11 protein-coding genes and 3 pseudogenes are annotated in these 14,640 nt (G+C 65.8%); 3 read left to right on the top strand and 11 right to left on the bottom strand.

Annotated elements, in window-relative coordinates; translation table 11 throughout:
• Window positions 1-640 precede the first annotated feature (640 nt).
• The 5 genes and pseudogenes from PV796_RS41165 to PV796_RS41145 all read right to left on the bottom strand — a co-directional run.
• Window positions 641-1,468: pseudogene (locus PV796_RS41165) on the bottom strand (transposase); the annotation flags it as partial.
• Between the two features lie 31 nt (window positions 1,469-1,499).
• Entirely contained in the window at window positions 1,500-2,417 is a 918-nt protein-coding gene (locus tag PV796_RS41160; RefSeq protein ID WP_274919486.1) for an IS3 family transposase, read from the bottom strand.
• Window positions 2,414-2,722, bottom strand: a complete 309-nt coding sequence (locus tag PV796_RS41155; RefSeq protein WP_274919483.1) for a transposase — start codon at window positions 2,720-2,722, stop codon at window positions 2,414-2,416. Before PV796_RS41155 ends, PV796_RS41160 begins: the two co-directional genes overlap by 4 nt.
• 182 nt (window positions 2,723-2,904) lie before the next feature.
• Window positions 2,905-3,573 carry a transposase gene (locus PV796_RS41150; RefSeq protein WP_274919574.1) on the bottom strand — a complete coding sequence of 223 codons (669 nt, stop codon included), beginning with the start codon at window positions 3,571-3,573 and terminating at the stop codon, window positions 2,905-2,907.
• 939 nt (window positions 3,574-4,512) lie between these two features.
• Window positions 4,513-4,926: an inositol polyphosphate kinase family protein gene (locus tag PV796_RS41145; RefSeq protein WP_342456992.1), complete on the bottom strand. Its 414-nt coding sequence runs from the start codon at window positions 4,924-4,926 to the stop codon at window positions 4,513-4,515.
• Between PV796_RS41145 and PV796_RS41140 the strand changes: the two are divergent.
• A pseudogene (locus PV796_RS41140) lies at window positions 4,925-5,449 on the top strand (Tn3 family transposase); the annotation flags it as partial. The gene PV796_RS41145 and the pseudogene PV796_RS41140 sit on opposite strands and share 2 nt — an antisense overlap.
• Before the next feature lie 163 nt (window positions 5,450-5,612).
• Here PV796_RS41140 and PV796_RS41135 read toward each other — a convergent pair.
• Together PV796_RS41135 and PV796_RS41130 are read right to left on the bottom strand one after the other, a co-directional pair.
• The gene (locus PV796_RS41135; RefSeq protein WP_274919571.1) at window positions 5,613-6,335 is read right to left on the bottom strand and encodes a hypothetical protein; all 723 of its coding nucleotides are present in this window, start codon (window positions 6,333-6,335) and stop codon (window positions 5,613-5,615) included.
• Between the two features lie 779 nt (window positions 6,336-7,114).
• Window positions 7,115-7,957: pseudogene (locus PV796_RS41130) on the bottom strand (IS5 family transposase).
• A gap of 237 nt (window positions 7,958-8,194) precedes the next feature.
• On the opposite strand from PV796_RS41130, the gene PV796_RS41125 reads away from it, so the two are divergent.
• On the top strand, window positions 8,195-9,613 hold the full coding sequence (locus tag PV796_RS41125; RefSeq protein WP_274919570.1) for an NF041680 family putative transposase: 1,419 nt from the start codon (window positions 8,195-8,197) through the stop codon (window positions 9,611-9,613).
• A gap of 298 nt (window positions 9,614-9,911) precedes the next feature.
• Complete coding sequence (locus PV796_RS41120) at window positions 9,912-10,205, top strand: hypothetical protein (RefSeq protein WP_274919569.1); 294 nt, start codon at window positions 9,912-9,914, stop codon at window positions 10,203-10,205.
• A 403-nt stretch (window positions 10,206-10,608) separates the two neighbouring features.
• Here the strand turns inward: PV796_RS41120 and PV796_RS41115 are convergent, their stop codons facing one another.
• Genes PV796_RS41115 through PV796_RS41105 form a run of 4 tightly spaced genes read right to left on the bottom strand, consistent with a single transcriptional unit; the run spans window position 10,609 to window position 14,489 of the window.
• Complete coding sequence (locus PV796_RS41115) at window positions 10,609-11,664, bottom strand: ATP-binding protein (protein ID WP_274919568.1); 1,056 nt, start codon at window positions 11,662-11,664, stop codon at window positions 10,609-10,611.
• Entirely contained in the window at window positions 11,655-12,317 is a 663-nt protein-coding gene (locus PV796_RS42120; protein ID WP_342456983.1) for a Mu transposase C-terminal domain-containing protein, read from the bottom strand. Before PV796_RS42120 ends, PV796_RS41115 begins: the two co-directional genes overlap by 10 nt.
• The gene (locus tag PV796_RS41110) at window positions 12,314-13,732 is read right to left on the bottom strand and encodes a hypothetical protein (protein WP_342456982.1); all 1,419 of its coding nucleotides are present in this window, start codon (window positions 13,730-13,732) and stop codon (window positions 12,314-12,316) included. The genes PV796_RS42120 and PV796_RS41110 overlap by 4 nt, the downstream gene beginning before the upstream one ends.
• Window positions 13,698-14,489 carry a TnsA-like heteromeric transposase endonuclease subunit gene (locus tag PV796_RS41105; RefSeq protein ID WP_274919567.1) on the bottom strand — a complete coding sequence of 264 codons (792 nt, stop codon included), beginning with the start codon at window positions 14,487-14,489 and terminating at the stop codon, window positions 13,698-13,700. Before PV796_RS41105 ends, PV796_RS41110 begins: the two co-directional genes overlap by 35 nt.
• Between the last annotated feature and the right edge of the window lie 151 nt (window positions 14,490-14,640).

Genomic DNA, 14,640 nt, shown 5'->3' with positions numbered 1-14,640 from the left:
AGCCATACAGGCATTCGCGCTGCAGTACGGCACCCTTCTCGCCGGCCGGGGCGGCGTCGCACTCGGCGACGATCCGCAGCTTGTACTCCGGGCTGAAGGTATGACGCTTCGGCTTCGCGGCCGGGTCTATCACGGAGGCGTTGGTGCTGGCCATACGGTCTGGTACTCCTGTCGTAGCCCTCTCAGGCTAACAAGACGAAACGGGGGGTTTCACACTGCCACAGAGGGCCATCCGGCCCCGTAACAACGGCGGGCGCCAGATACGCGACGGCCCCCGGCGCTTCGTACCGATGCTGTGAATCTTGGCCGTCGCCAGCGATTCCAGTAGCGGCACGCGCTGTACCGGGAGCCTAGCCAGAGCCTTGATGGGGATCGCTCGGGGTCGACGGACGTCTCTGTCAACGGGATGCGACTCCCTCTGGTTTTCTGGTGTATTGCCATCTTCACCCCGTTCTGTCCGAAGTCAAGGGATACGCCAGATCACGCCCCTTAAGGCACCTTAAGGGGCGCCGAAGTTCCCGAACAACGACCCAAATAGGGATCCTTTTTCGCGAGTGCATCTGAGCCTCGATCCGCCGTGATGGGGGTCTGTCCAGTAGACCGGGCCCTGTCTCACTTTCGGTGGTGATGGAGCGTGCTGCTATCCGAGGGGGATGCGGTGCCGAAGCAGGGTGAAGCCTGCTCGTCCATGCATCTGGCGTGCGATCCGTTTGGTCTTGGTGTTGACGCCCTCGGTGGGGCCGTTGCTGTACGGAAGCGTGAGCCCGGCGATCACGGCGTCGAGGTCCCGGTCCAGTCCCCGGGTGAAGGCATGTAGATGGGGCAGGTCGGCTGCTCGGACTTGGGCGATGCAGCGCGTGAGCGCGTCGGCGTTGTCGGCGTGCGGCGTGAGAAGCGGGGCGAAGTCCCGGATGCTGATGGCCAGTTGGGTCATCTCAGGGCATGCGGTGGTGAGCTTGGGCAGGAGCTCGTGTTGCTCGACCTTGAGGTTGTCGGGCCTGGTCAGCAGCATCCGAGCGAGCCTGCGCGGGGAGATATGGCTGCGGTCGGCGTCCGCACGACCCTGGTTGATGTACTTGTGCAGGAGGTTCAGGCAGCCCGTGAAGCCGAGGGCTTTGATCTCTTCGAAGAGGTGCTTGACGGGGACGCCGGGATCCTCGGCTCGGCGTTTGCGCAGGTGCTCGCGGTAGGGATCAACGAGGCTGGCACGGTACTTGGGGACGCGGAGCATGCGCTCGGGCCGATCGGCGCGGGCGTAGCGTTTGACGGTGTTCAGGGCCAGTTGGAGACGGCGAGCGCATTCGAGCAGGCCGACGCCCTGATCGAGCAGGCCGTGGACCTGGTGCCAGCGTTCCAGCGTGGTCTGGGCGCGGGGCCCCTCATAGATGGGCGCGTCCAGCACCGTGGCCCAGCAGGCGCTGTGCGCCTTGACCTCGCTCAGAGCGGCTTCGCACAGGTTGTGCCACACTGAGGTTCCCCCGTCGTTCGGGAGGCGCTGATCAGCTGGTCAGGAGGGGTTGACGGGGTTTCAGGTTCGCTCGTTCGGCCGTTGCCTGCTCGGCGTAGTACTTCTCCTCGAATTCGATCGGGCTGAGGAAGCCGAGTCGTTCCTGGGTGCGGCGGGAGTTATAGAAGCCGTCTGTGTACTCGAAGAGCGCGAGGTTCGCCTCGGCACGTGTGGCGAAGACGCGGCCGCGCACGCACTCGGTCTTGATCAGCATCCACAGGTTCTCCGCGAGGGCGTTGTCGTGGCTGTCCCCGACGGAGCCCATGGACGCGTCAACTCCTGCCCGCAGCAGGCGAGTTGTGAGCTTGATGGATGTGTACTGACAGCCGTGGTCGGCATGGTGGATGAGCTTGCCGGGCTCGACCTCGCGGGACGCGAGGGCGTACTCCAGCGTGGTCAGGACCAGGTCGGCGTCCGCGCGGGCGGAGGTCTCCCAGGCCACCACCCGGCGGGAGAACGCGTCCCGGATCGCCGACAGCCACAGCGGGCCCTCGCCGGTCGAGATCATCGTCAGGTCGGTGACCCACAGCCGGTTCGGCGCCGGTGCGGTGAAGTCCCGGTTGACCAGGTCCGGGGCGAGTGTGGCCTTCGGATCCCGGCGCGTGAAGCCTGTGCGGCGCGGGCTGATGCCCGCCAGGTCGGCCTCGCGCATCAGGCGCTCGACCCGCTTGCGGCCCACGCGTGTGCCCTCGCGTTTCAGCACGGCATGCACGCGCGGAGAGCCGTAGATCCCGCCGGACTCGGTGTGGATCTCCTTGATCCGCTCGGTCAGCTCGACGTCGCGACGCCGCCGCTCGCACGGCTGCTTCTCGGCGCGGCGCCAGCGGTAGTAGGTGGAGGAGGCGATGTGCAGTTCCCGCAGGACGCACTCGACTCCCAGGTCAGGGTGCTCGTCGAGGAGCCCCGTCACCTGGGCCGGGTCGGGTCGAGTTGCGCCGCGAAAAAAGCCGAGGCCGTCCGCAGAACTTCGTTCGCGCGCTTGAGCTGGGCGTTCTCCTTGCGAAGCGCGGCGAGTTCGACGCGTTCGTCGCTGGTCAGCCGGTCGTCCCGCTCGCCGGCATCGGCCTCGGCCTGCCGGATCCAGCCGCGCAGGGCCTCGGGATGCACGCCGAGCTCGATAGCCAGTCGCTTGATCTGGGGCTTCGGGTCGGAGGTCCGGTACATCCGCACCGCACGCTCGCGCAACTCCAGCGAGTACTTCCTGGGGGCAGCCATGGTCGATGTTCCTCTCATGAGAACCATCTGACCCTCTGTCACCATCCTCCGCATCTCGGGGGAACCTCAAGACATAGCGGCCATGCGCGAGCCGGGCGACCTGCGGGTGTTCCTGCGGCTGCAGATCCGGCCGGTGAGGGCGGATCTGCAGCAGGCTGAGCTGCACGGTTCACTGAGCTTCTTCAGCGGTGCTGCTCCAGGGTTAGGATGGCCTTGGCCATTGACCGAAGCTGGGAGTGCGCGCGGTTGACGCAGCTTTGACGAGTGGTCAGCTCGCGGCCGCCGTGGCGTTTGAACGGTGTGCAGAAGGTCCCGCCGGCCCCTACGTATGCCTTGTCCGCCAGGGCCGGGATCTTCAATCGCTCACACACCGTGATGATGTGATGGGTCCGTGCTGCGGTGATGTCCACGGTCCGGCCGGGCAGTGCGGGCGAATACCGGATCACCTCTCCAGCCGGATCGGTGACGGCCTGGATGTTCACACCGTGGCGTCTGGCCTTGCCGGAGTAGTTGCGTTGGCCGTCGCCGACCCGGTCGCACTCGGCGATGGTGCCGTCCACCAGGACGTATTCCGGCTTGGCTTTCCGTAGCGCCCCGGTCAGGGACGGTGCCCGGCCTGCGAGGAGCGCCGTCACGCTGTGCACGTAGGCGTGGGCGGTGGCTTCGCTGATCCCGAAACCAGCGGCGATCTTCGCGAGGGTGGTGTGCTCCCGCAGGTAGACCAGCGCCACCAGGGCCCGTCCCGACGGGCGGAGCTTGCAGCGGCGGTCACCCTCCTGGGTGACGATGAGCATGGTGACCCACTCCACGAGCGTGTGCGGTAGGTCCAGTGCGCAAGGATAGGTAACCAACGAGGCTCTCTGGCTGGCGAGTTGAGACGTGAGACATCTTGCTCAACAGTCCGAGGGCCTCGCCTGTCACGGGTTGACCTCTGTCACCCGATCAGTGGCAGGGCTGAAGAAGCTCATTGAGGCTCATTGCTCACGTCTGCGACTCGTCCAAAGCGCGCGCCACACGCCGCGATCCGGAGTCGTATCGTGAAGATTGGCACTAACTCTGACTAGACGGGAGGCTTGTCTTATGAGCGATGATCTTCAAAAGCTCGTTGTGGCCCGATTGGCCGAACTTGGGGATTCGCGAAGGCCCCTAAGCTATCGCGCGGCTGCCGCTCGGGGCCGAGGGCATGTCAGTCATGGAACCATCGGGCGCCTGGTGCGTGGCGAGCACACCGGCGCACTAGAAGAGGAGACTCTCGACGGCCTGTCGTTGGCCCTGAACCTTCCACGCAGCCGGCTCGAGAAGGCGGCTGGCATCTACCGAAACCGCCCTGCACAGCCGTTCGTCATGCCTCCCCGAGCCAGCCGTCTGTCGCACCGTGAACGAGAGGTAGTCCTCGGTGTTGTGGATGCCCTTCTCGCCGCTGCCGACAGTGCGAGATCCGCCAAACCGGTAAAGTCCGCACCCGCAACCATCGAACGTATGCAGGCCATTGACAGTAGATCTGGCCGTCGGCCGTCATCACGCCGCGAACAGTACGACCTAGTCGCTTACACATCGGACGGAGCGGGGAGAATCTCACCCACCGACCTGGAGACCATCCGCCGCCATAGCACGCAGTGAGCTTCTTCAGCCCGGCCACTGACATCAGGGTGACTCCGTTGCTCAATTCCCTCTCTGTCAAAGTAGGTCAAGCCACTGGCGCCTACGCCACCAAACCCAGGCACGGGCCAGCCAACTACCGCACCCGACGCAACCGACAGTGACACCACCGGCTGTACTGTAGATGACGCCTACAGGTGCTTCTCGGAGGAGATCTCTGCGATTGTCGATATGAGGTTAGATATACCGAGTATGAATCTGTCCTGGTATTTTGTCACCTGCTCCTGGGTCAGCCCTTCTCTGATGCCGAAGGTGTGTGCCAGGTCGATAAGTTTTACGTTGACGGAAGAGGCTCGGTTGTCGGAGGCTTCGTCGAAAGCAATCAAGACGCTTGCCCCGAGTGGCGCCATCCATTCTTCTCTTACTGCCTCTCTGATCCTCTCAAGCCCTCTCCGGATTGCGGCGTATACTTCAAAGTCGCTTGAGTACTCCCGCAAGTGCTGGATGGAGTCCCTTCCCCGGGAAATGCGTGTACCAGAGACTCCCGTTCTGCCGACGACTCCGAAGCCCAGTGAGGCTGAGGTGGAAAGCACGTCTGCGACCATCTCCTCGTCCACGCTGCTCAAGCGGCTGCGCTCAGGATCGCGGAAGAACGCCACCTATACCGCGTTCCGCGAGGTCGGCCGCGTAATCCGCACCGTCCAGCTCCTGCGTTACCTCTCCGATGCACCACTGCGTCGGCGGGTGACCGCAGCGACCAACAAGGTCGAGGCGTTCAACGGCTTCTCCCAGTGGCTCGGGTTCGGCAACGGCGGCGTCATTGCCGACAACGACCCTGTCGAGCAGGAGAAGGCAATGAAATTCAACGCGCTGCTCACGAACGTGGTGATCTTCCACAACGCCCTGGACATCGCTGAGATCGTCCGGCAGCTGCTGGAGGAGGGCTGGGAGATTGCCCCGGAGGACCTGGCCCACATCTCGCCGTACCTGACCGAACACATCAACCGCTTCGGCGAATACTCCACCCACGAGCTCCAGCCCGACGCATACAACCCGAAACTCGACGTCGACTTCACGCCACTCCGCGAACAGGCCCCAGACGCGGACGCCTTCGGCCCAGCAGCTTGAGTCAGCAAGCCAGCCCCGACAATTGTGATCCTGCTCTCAGTCGATTCAGCTCGTTGGGGTCTTGTTGAGTCTCTTGAACGCTGGATCCACGGGCTAGCGTCTCCGGGTTTCACCGTCTCGGTATGAATCTTCCGAATTCTGGGCTTGTATACCGGAGCATTCGTCACGCGTTAAACTTTGCCCTCCTGTAACCTCCCTTTTCTGTCCGTCCCACCTCCGCGGCTCCCCAAGTGTGGGGAGGAGTGAGCTTCCAGTGGTTTCGCAGGGCCGCGTGTTCTATGCGGTTATTTGTGATGTACCACTGCCCCAAGCGGCACCATGCCAGGGGCTCATCGGATTCTGTCGCCACCGCTCGTACCAGTGAGACCTGCCATTTCTGTGCAGCTGCCGCTTCGAGGTACTGGTTCATTCTGTACGTGGCTTGATCGCCGTGCTGAAACATGGCATAGTCGGACCCTTCCAGCATGTGGAGGGTTCCCCCCTTCTTCTCCGCGGCACCACTGCGGCGCACCTTTTCCGTGCCTCCTTCTCTGTAATTTTTCGCTATCCCGGCGTTGAGTCGGTTCAACAACTTGACCTTCTCGGGGGTGGCCTCAGGTATTTGTCCGCCGCCGCCACCCAAGGCCGCGTAAGCCTCGTGCAGATCATAGTCGCCCGTGTACAGATACTGCTTCCAGCACGGATTGCTCTTCAGACGGGTCAGCGCTGGACCACCATCCTCTGCATCAGTATCAATTGGAACATACTGTTCACCATTCTTGCCTGTTTGCACGATGTCCATGTCCAGGACGCCTTGAGGGGGATTATCGATTCGAACACCCGCAAGGCCCAGCTCGTCCCAATGTCCGACAAATCCGTCCAGGTCCTGACTATACAGCCACTGCATAACATAACGCTCTCCGCGCGCGCTCCATATTTCGCCTTAACGGAACTTTCCTTGATGGACTTCTCCAGGATGGTGTGCGGCTTCGGTTTGGTCTCTTCTGTAATTCGTCGGATAGAGGGTTCGCCAGTCACCCGAACACAAATGGTGTATTTATTCTCCTTGCAGACTCTTGAAATCGGCTCCCAGCGATTCTCCCATATGATTTTAAGGAGGTCAGCAGCTCGGCGACCAGGGATAATCTCACCTTGTAAGAATATCGCCCCCACATAGGGCTCCAGTGCGCCATCGATGTATCGCAAGAGGCTCAGGGGGGTTGGCCGTGTTAATGCAGCCTTTCCCCGTTGCTGCATTTCTCTATCGGCCTGGATTTGCCGACTGGTCGGGCGGTCTGACTTTAATGCTCTAGTCGCATACATGACGACTCCTTACCGTCTTCCGCGAGGATGACTCCAAGATCCGTACGGGCAGCCTGCCCTGCTGCGCCATCGCGGCCGAACTTCATGCAGGGGCAGGTAGCACGCTTTAGTTGTCAGCCTCGGCGAAGGTCGGCTCTGCGGGCGTCGTGACGCCAGGCCAGGACCCCCCGCCTGGGATTAATGTGGCTGATTATTAAGTTAGTGATGAAGTATCCCACTTGGTGACCTTGCCGGGCAACAGCCGGTTGGCCGCCGGCAGGGAGAGTGGGAGCAAAATGAAAATCGACACGCTTGTTCGCAGAAATGAGAGACCAGACATCCCTGTCCTGTCTCAACTTAGAGCATGCGCGGATAGGGCGGGGGTCAGGGTCGTTTTCGGGGGCGTGTGTCCCAGCGGTAGAGGGTCCATGTGCGGCGGATGAGGCGACGCAGAGTGATGACGGCGTGTGCCAACGAGAGGTAGGCGTCGGCGACTTCGGTGCGGCGTTCGGTGCAGCGGGCGATTTTGAAGAACTGGTTTCCCCAGGCATTCGTGCGCTCGACCGGCTACCTTTTCGTGTTCTGGATCGGGGCGGCGACACCCTTGACAGCGACCTGGGCCCGCAGCCCGTGCTCAGCCGCCGTTTTCGCTCCTTTGTCCGTGCCGTAGGCGGCATCGAGGTGGACGGTGGCATCGTCCGGGAGCGGCCCGAGACGTTCGAGTCTTTCCAGCGTCGGGCCGAGCAGTGGGGAGTCGTGACGGTTGCCGGGGGCGGTGACCGTGCCGAGCGGGATGCCGCCGGCATCGGTGGCTGCGGAGCGTTTCATGCCGCCCTTGCGCCGGTCCACCGGCGAGGGACCTGCAACGTCGCCGCCGCAGGGCGCTTTGGTGTGGCAGCCGTCGACCGGCAGGTCCGACAGCCCCAGCCCCACGAAACGGTCGTAGGCCTGCAGCACGATCAGCTCCAGGCGTTCGAACACCCCGTATCTGACCCACTCGTCACGGCGCGTGCGGATCGTCGTCGCCGAGCACGAACCATCGGCGACTTTCCGGTAGCCGCAGCCGAACACCAGGACCTGTACGAGCTTGTCGAAGACCGTGCGGTCGCCGATACGCCGACGGTGGCGGCCCAGCGGATGCGACGGATCGAACTCCTCACGCGCCGGCAGCAGAGCCTCGAACTGGAACCAGAGCGGGTCGGTGAGCCATGATGGCAAAGCAGGCACGGAGCCCCCACGATCACAGGGTGTAGGAACTCACATGATCGCGCAGCCCCGTGCCTGCACCTGCGTTCGGAACCTCGCCCTCGCCCTATCCACGCACGCTCTTAACTTGAAATTAAACCTTCGGTGATCGTTCGGGAGGCTGGGGCGTTCACCCACATGGGAATCTCCCGGACATGACGACGGCCTCCCTTTCACGCTGTGTGGTGTCGAGTCACGCAACGGGCCAGGAGGTCGTCGGTGTTGAGTGTCGTCCATGAGTCCGTTCGTCGGGAGGCGTTTGCCGAACTGTCGTCCTTTCGGATGGAGTTGTATGCGGCGATGTCCCGCCGTGCCGATGCGTTGTTCGAGCTGGTCGATGCGGTGTTGTGCGCGGGCGGCCCGGTGGTGTCACTGCCGGAGTTGTCACTGGAGACTGTGCACCGGCGCGGGCACGGGGCGATGTACGGCGCGCTTGCCCAGGGCCGGCTGGATGTGTCGCGGCTGCGGTGGGCGCTGGCCGGGCTTCGGCTGCCGCGCGGGACGGACAGGCAGATCTCGATCGCGTTGGATGTGACGCCGTGGCCGCGTCCGGACGCGGAGTGCTCACCAGACCGCCTGCACTGCCATCGCCCGTGCCGGTGTGACGGGGTGCGGCAGACCATTCCGGGGTGGCCCTACCAGGTCGCCGCCGGGCTGGGCGGGGGCCGGACCTCGTGGACCGGAGTGCTGGATGCGGTCCGCCTGGGTCCCACCGACGATGCGACCGAGGTCACCGCCGCCCAGATCCGGGACCTGCTCGACCGCCTGCGTCAGGCCGGACAGTGGCGCGAAGGCGATCCCGAGGTGCTGTTCGTGCTGGATTCCGGCTACGACATCGTGCGTCTGACGTGGCTGCTGCGCGAGGTGCCGGTGCGGCTGCTTGGGAGGATCCGCGCCGACCGCGTCATGCACCACCCGCCCGGGCGCCGCAAGGGCCCCACCAAAGGCCGGCAACCGCGCCACGGCGAGGCGTTCCGCCTGGCCGATGCCGCCACCCACCCCGCACCCGTGCAGGCGTCGACTAGCGTGCACGACCGCTTCGGCGCCGTCGTCGCCCGCTGCTGGGGACGCCTGCACCCGAAACTGGACCGACGTGGATCCTGGGTAAGTCACGAGGGTGAACTGCCCATCATCGAGGGCACGTTGGTCCACCTGGCAGTGGAGTACCTGCCTGGCAACCGGGACCCCAAGCCGCTGTGGCTGTGGCACTCGGTCCCCGATGCCACCCCGCACGACGTCAACCGCCTGTGGCGGATCTTCCTTCGAAGATTCGACATCGAGCACACCTTCCGGTTCTTCAAGCAGGTCCTCGGGCTGACTCGCCCCCGGCTCCGCACCCCCGAGCAAGCCGACCGCTGGGTCTGGCTGATCACCGCCGCCTACACCCAACTCCGCCTCGCCCGCCCCCTGGCCGACGACCTCCGCCGCCCCTGGGAAAAGCCTCTGACACAAGAACAGCTCACCCCCGGCCGTGTCCGCCGCGGCTATCCCCGCATCCGACGGATCCTGGGCACCCCCACCAGAGACCCGAAAGCCACCCGCCCCGGCCCCGGCCGCCCACCAGGCCGCACCACCACCCCCGCACCCCGTCACCCTGTCGGCAAACATCCCCAGAAAAGGGACACCCCTCGACCCTGAGAGTCGAGGGGAAACCTTTAATTTCAAGCTTAAGTGAGGGTAGTGCGGTCTGCTGACCTGCGGTGCCCGGAGTTGGTTGAGACGTTCGGGTCTCCGCTTGTCTCGGTGGAGTCCGGGCATCTCGCGGTGTGGCATATGCCGCAATGGCGTCCTCGATGCGTAGAGCGGTGTCTCCCAGTTCCCTGAGGAACCACGGCTTGCTGCTCCTGAGAAGGATCCGTTCCTGTGGCAGCTGACGGATGAACTCGGTCCGGAAGCGGAGGTATCCGCTGTCCTCGGAGCGCGCGAGTTTCCTCCAGTGAGGGGAGGCGTAGAGCGCGGTGGCCGCGACGACCTCGGGATAGACGGCGATGTAGCGGCGGGGGTCCCAGATTTCGGGGTGGCCGATGCCCAGGGCGTCGAGACGGCGGCGGCGGTCGCTGGGGCGGTATCCGCGTCGGACGACGGCGTCCCAGAGGTCGGAGCAGTGCTCGAAGCAGGCGCTGAGCACGACGTGTCCGTGTCTGCGCAGGAGCCGGTAGTGCCGCCGTTGCGCCTGGATCACGTCAGGGAGGTCGGTGACGTCGACCTGTTGCATGTAGTTCTCGGCTGATCGTCCGGTCCAGATCTTGTGCCGGAGGCAGACCTGATCGTGGAAGCGAGAGCTCCAGACCGAGACCCTTGAGAAGTGGGAATAACTTCCGGTCCGGCGGGCGACGCAGAGTCGGCAAGGGGCGTTCACGGAGAAGTCCGGGCGATCGGCGAGGAACGGCCCGTGTTCCTGGCCGAGTTGGGGGATCGCGTGCAGGAGGGTTTCGCGGGACTGGCCGCTGACGATGGCGAGCCGCTCGATGTAGTCCTGCCGGGACTCCAGCCAGGAGCTCTGTGCCAGCACCCTTTCGGCCCGGATTCCGTTCGTGGCGCCCAGCCGTTCCAGATAGGACCGTTCGCTTTCGTGCGGGAACGGCGGGAGGGGCGGGGAAGGGGCCTGGTCAGCCAGTAGTCGGTCGGCTCTCTCATCCGGCCTTCCGGCGGGAGGCGGTTGCGGAATGGGACGCGGACTCGCTGTTGTGATCGATCCGGGTGTTCTTCAGCAGGTCCTGGGTGATGCGCTCGCTTCCGTCGAGGATGGCAGAGATCGCGGCGGCGCGGATCAGGTGGGAGAGGCTTCCGATCATTCCGCCGGTGCGTTTGTGGAGGTAGTCGGACAGGTTCACCAGGGTCTTCGGCTGGTGCCGGTGGAGTCGCAGGGTGTCTTCCATGGTGGCGATGAGCGACCGCCACTCCGCGTTGCGCGGGAACGGTCCGGTGCGGACCAGGACGCAGCGGCCGCCCATCTGCCGGCCGCGAATTCCGGTGAAGACACCGGACTGTTCGACGTCGATGCCCGCATAGACGAAGGTCGCCGGGAGGTGCTCGGTGAAGTACTTCAGGTGGTCGGAGAGGTCCTCGCCGGCGGCGGTGCCGTGATTCATCAGGTGGATTTCGTCGACCAGCACGAGGTCCGTGCGTGCCTCGATCATGACTTGGCAGACGACGTTGGTGATGTCGATGGTGTTGTGCCGGGCCGAGACGGAGGGCAGGCCGAGGAAGCGGGCGAACTCGATGGCGAGTTTGCGGGGTGAGCCCTTGGGCGGGACGGTCAGATAGACGACGGGGATCCGGTCGTCCCCCGGGTAGCGCTGATGGACCCAGAGTTCGTGCAGGCGCCCGAGCTGCTTGAGCGCGGTGGTCTTGCCCGTCGTCTGCCGCCCGGAGACGATCAGTCCGCGCCGGGCGCCGGACTCGCGCTGGTTGAGCAGGGTCAGCAGCCGTCCCTGGTGGGCGATCTCCCGGACGGCCGAGGTGCGTACGACTTGAAGTTCGGAGTGATAGAGGACCCGGGCGTCGTCATAGAGCTCCTGATCCGCCGGGCCGAGCGAACGCCACCGCTGTTCGGACAGCAGCTCGAAGGCCGTCGGATCGGCCTCGACGAACTGCCGCCAGCCGGTGAGCTGCGTGGTGGGATCGCGACGGGGCACCGCCAGGTCCGCGACGTCACGGCCCTCGGGCTCCGGCGCGCTCACCACCATGTCTCGGCCTCCTTGCGGGCGTCGAAGATTCCCAGTGGGACGACGTCCGCGAGGGTCTCCTGGCTGTCGTTCTCCGGCTCCGTCTCGGCTTCCTCGGTCTCCGGCTCGGGTGCGGGCCGGGGCCAGGACGGAGTGCTGGTGGTGCGGGTGCGGGCGGCGACCTTGCGGTCCTTGCGGCTGCGCGGGGAGGGCTTGGCCGGCGATTCCTGGGGTCCGTCGGCGGCCCGGTCCAGCAGGTCGGCCGCGGCCTGGGCGATCTCCTGCTCGGTGACCGGATCGGTGCCGCGCTCGGCGAGGACGCGGCGGGTGTGGTCCCAGGCCAGCTCGCCCATCGGGGTCGGTGCGGTGCGAAGGTGCCGCCAGAGCGCGGTGATCCAGCCGCCTTCGCGGTGATTGCGTACCCAGACGCGGGAGATGTCGTAGGGGTCGTAGCGGACTTCCCACTGCCTGTCACCCGGTCCGGTGCCCGACGGCTGCCGTCGAAACGGCGTCAGCTCGGGGCTGTCGTAGGCGCGGTGCCGGATGCGGACGCCGTAGGAGTTGATCGTCCTGAACTCCCGGGGCAGCAGACCGATGTATTCCTGCGGGCCGAGCGGGACCGGGACGTAGCCGGCGGCGGCGACCAGGGCGGCGTACTTCTCGTTCGGGCTCATCGCCCGCCCGGGCATGAACGGGTCCCGCAGCCCGTCGTGCGGGCGGTTCTGCCAGATGACGATCCACTCCTGCAGCAGCTCCTGGAGCTGGTGGATCGACCACAGCGGCTGGGATTCCGGGTCAGTGCCCCGGTGCTCGGTGCTGCGTCCCTTGTGGCCGGGGAGGTACTGAGTGAACATCGTGGCCACTGAGCCCAGTGTCGACTCGATGTGCGGCTTGTCCGTAGGGGTGTCGGGTGGCAGGGCTGAAAACTCAGGCCCAGTGACCTGCAGGCCGCCCGGAACGTGTCGGAGAGGTAGGCCTTGCCGCGGTCGCAGACGATCGTCTCCGGCGTGATCACCGGAATGGCGGCGGCCTTGGACAGACGCTCATCGACTGCCATGAGCGAGGCGTGCGGCAGCACCGACCGTGACATGCGCAGTGCCTCCGCCCAGCCCGGCCGCATCGGTTCCGGCGTCATCGCCCGCGCCAGCAGCAGAGCGGCATCCACCGCCTTCGTCGACGGCCGCAGGACGGCTGCCGCCAGCGTCCTGGTCGCGATGTCCACGAGGCCGGTCATCTCGACGGTGTCCACCGTGCCGTCCTCGTGAACGACCAGAACATCCAGCGGAGTTGAGTCGATCTCCATGACCTCGCCCGGCCTGGAGGCGGTGAGCTGCCCGAACATGCCGTCCGGCTGTTTGGCCAGGGAACGGCGGGTGCGGGCCGAGCCCAGGGTGTGCCGGCCGGCCGTGACCGCAGCCAGCAGCCGGTAGAACGTGGCCCGCGACGGCAGCGGCACTCCAGGACCGTGCTCGGCCTCCACGAGCCGTTCCATCCGGCGCCGCCGCACCTGAGCGGACACCGTGGACTTGCCGGTCTGCCCGTCCACCACCTGCCGCAGGGCTTCGACGACCTGCCGGTCGGCCCGGCCCGTGCCGTCCGGGACCGTGAGCAGCCGCGGATCGACCAGGCCGAGGATCCCTTCCCGCTCGAAGCGGGCCCGCATGTCCTGCAGCACCGTGAGCGACACCGCCGTCCCGGACGCCGCGAGCTCGGCGGACTTGGCCAGCTCCCGCTGCCGCAGCGACCTCATCTGCGGGTCGTACTCGGTCTTCACCGGCCCGTCCGGGGCATGGGCGGGCCGGCCGGTGAGCACTTCCACCAGGTGCCGCTGCCACCACTCCGCCCGCTCCACAGCCTTGGGCGGAAGGCCCTCCAGCACTCCGGAGTCGGGAACAGTCATACGGGGCGAGGCGGCCGTGACCACCTCGAACCCGTCGGACATCAGCAGGTGCGGCAATAACACCACGCTTGCCGACACAGCCTCGTCGACAAGCCGGACCGCAGTCCCCTCCAAAGCGACCACCGTGTGCAGACGCCCGTCGAACCGGACCGTGTCACCCACCCGCAGCAGTCGCGAACGCGTCGGCATCTCCACTTCCCGCCGTCGCATCGGCCAGACGGACCGTCGTCCCCATGGCCAGCAGCGCCGTTTCGAGGTCGGCGGCCAAAATCCGGCGCCAGAGCAGGTGATAGAGCACGGGCAGCACCACGATCGGGTCGCCGACCCCGCGGACCCCGGCCAGCAGCGCGGTCTCCTCGGCGAACACCTCCACCAGACCGGCCGCGACGTCCGGGCGGTGCACCCGCGGATGCCGGTAGCCGGCCAGCCATCGCGCATTCGCCATCAGCACCGCATCCGGCGTCCCCACCCGCCAGAAGTCCCAGCCCACCAGCGAACAGGCTGCCGCTGTCGCGGCGAACTTCACCGCGTCACGCGGCTCGATCCGGTCATCGGGGCGGACATCGACCACCACACCCGTGCCGTCCGCGCGGCGTACGAAGAAGTCCGGCGTGTGCCGGATCCGCCTGCCTGCCGACCCTGTCCACGACAGCCGGAACGGCTGCGAAGCCATGCCCGTCACCAGCGGGTCGAAGTCGAGGAGCACCAGCCGGTCCCGCTCCAGCCACGATTCGTAGCCCACGTGATCGTCGCACGTTGCCGACCAGTACCAGCCGCACCAGTTGCCCTGCCCGCGAAAAGACGGAAACCGCCGCTCAGGCGCGACCTCCTCGAACCGGACCGGCCACAGCTCGCTCAGCGTGCCCCGCCGCCGGACCCCCGCCCTCGTGACGTACTCGACCTCGAATCCCTCCGCGGACTCGGGTACACCCTCATGTCCCGCCACCCCGGCCTCCGCTACGACGTCGCTGCCCCGCCGCTACGACCGTAGAAGGCCCGGGCCCGCCGCACCCGGAGAAGACCGATACACCCCACCAAATGCCCGGAGATAACCGAGACGTCAGCTCACTTGCCCGGAGATCTCCGAGACTGCCCGG

The organism is Streptomyces sp. WZ-12, assembly GCF_028898845.1.
Classification (GTDB): Bacteria; Actinomycetota; Actinomycetes; order Streptomycetales; family Streptomycetaceae; genus Streptomyces.
This window is presented reverse-complemented; position numbering and strand designations above follow the sequence as displayed.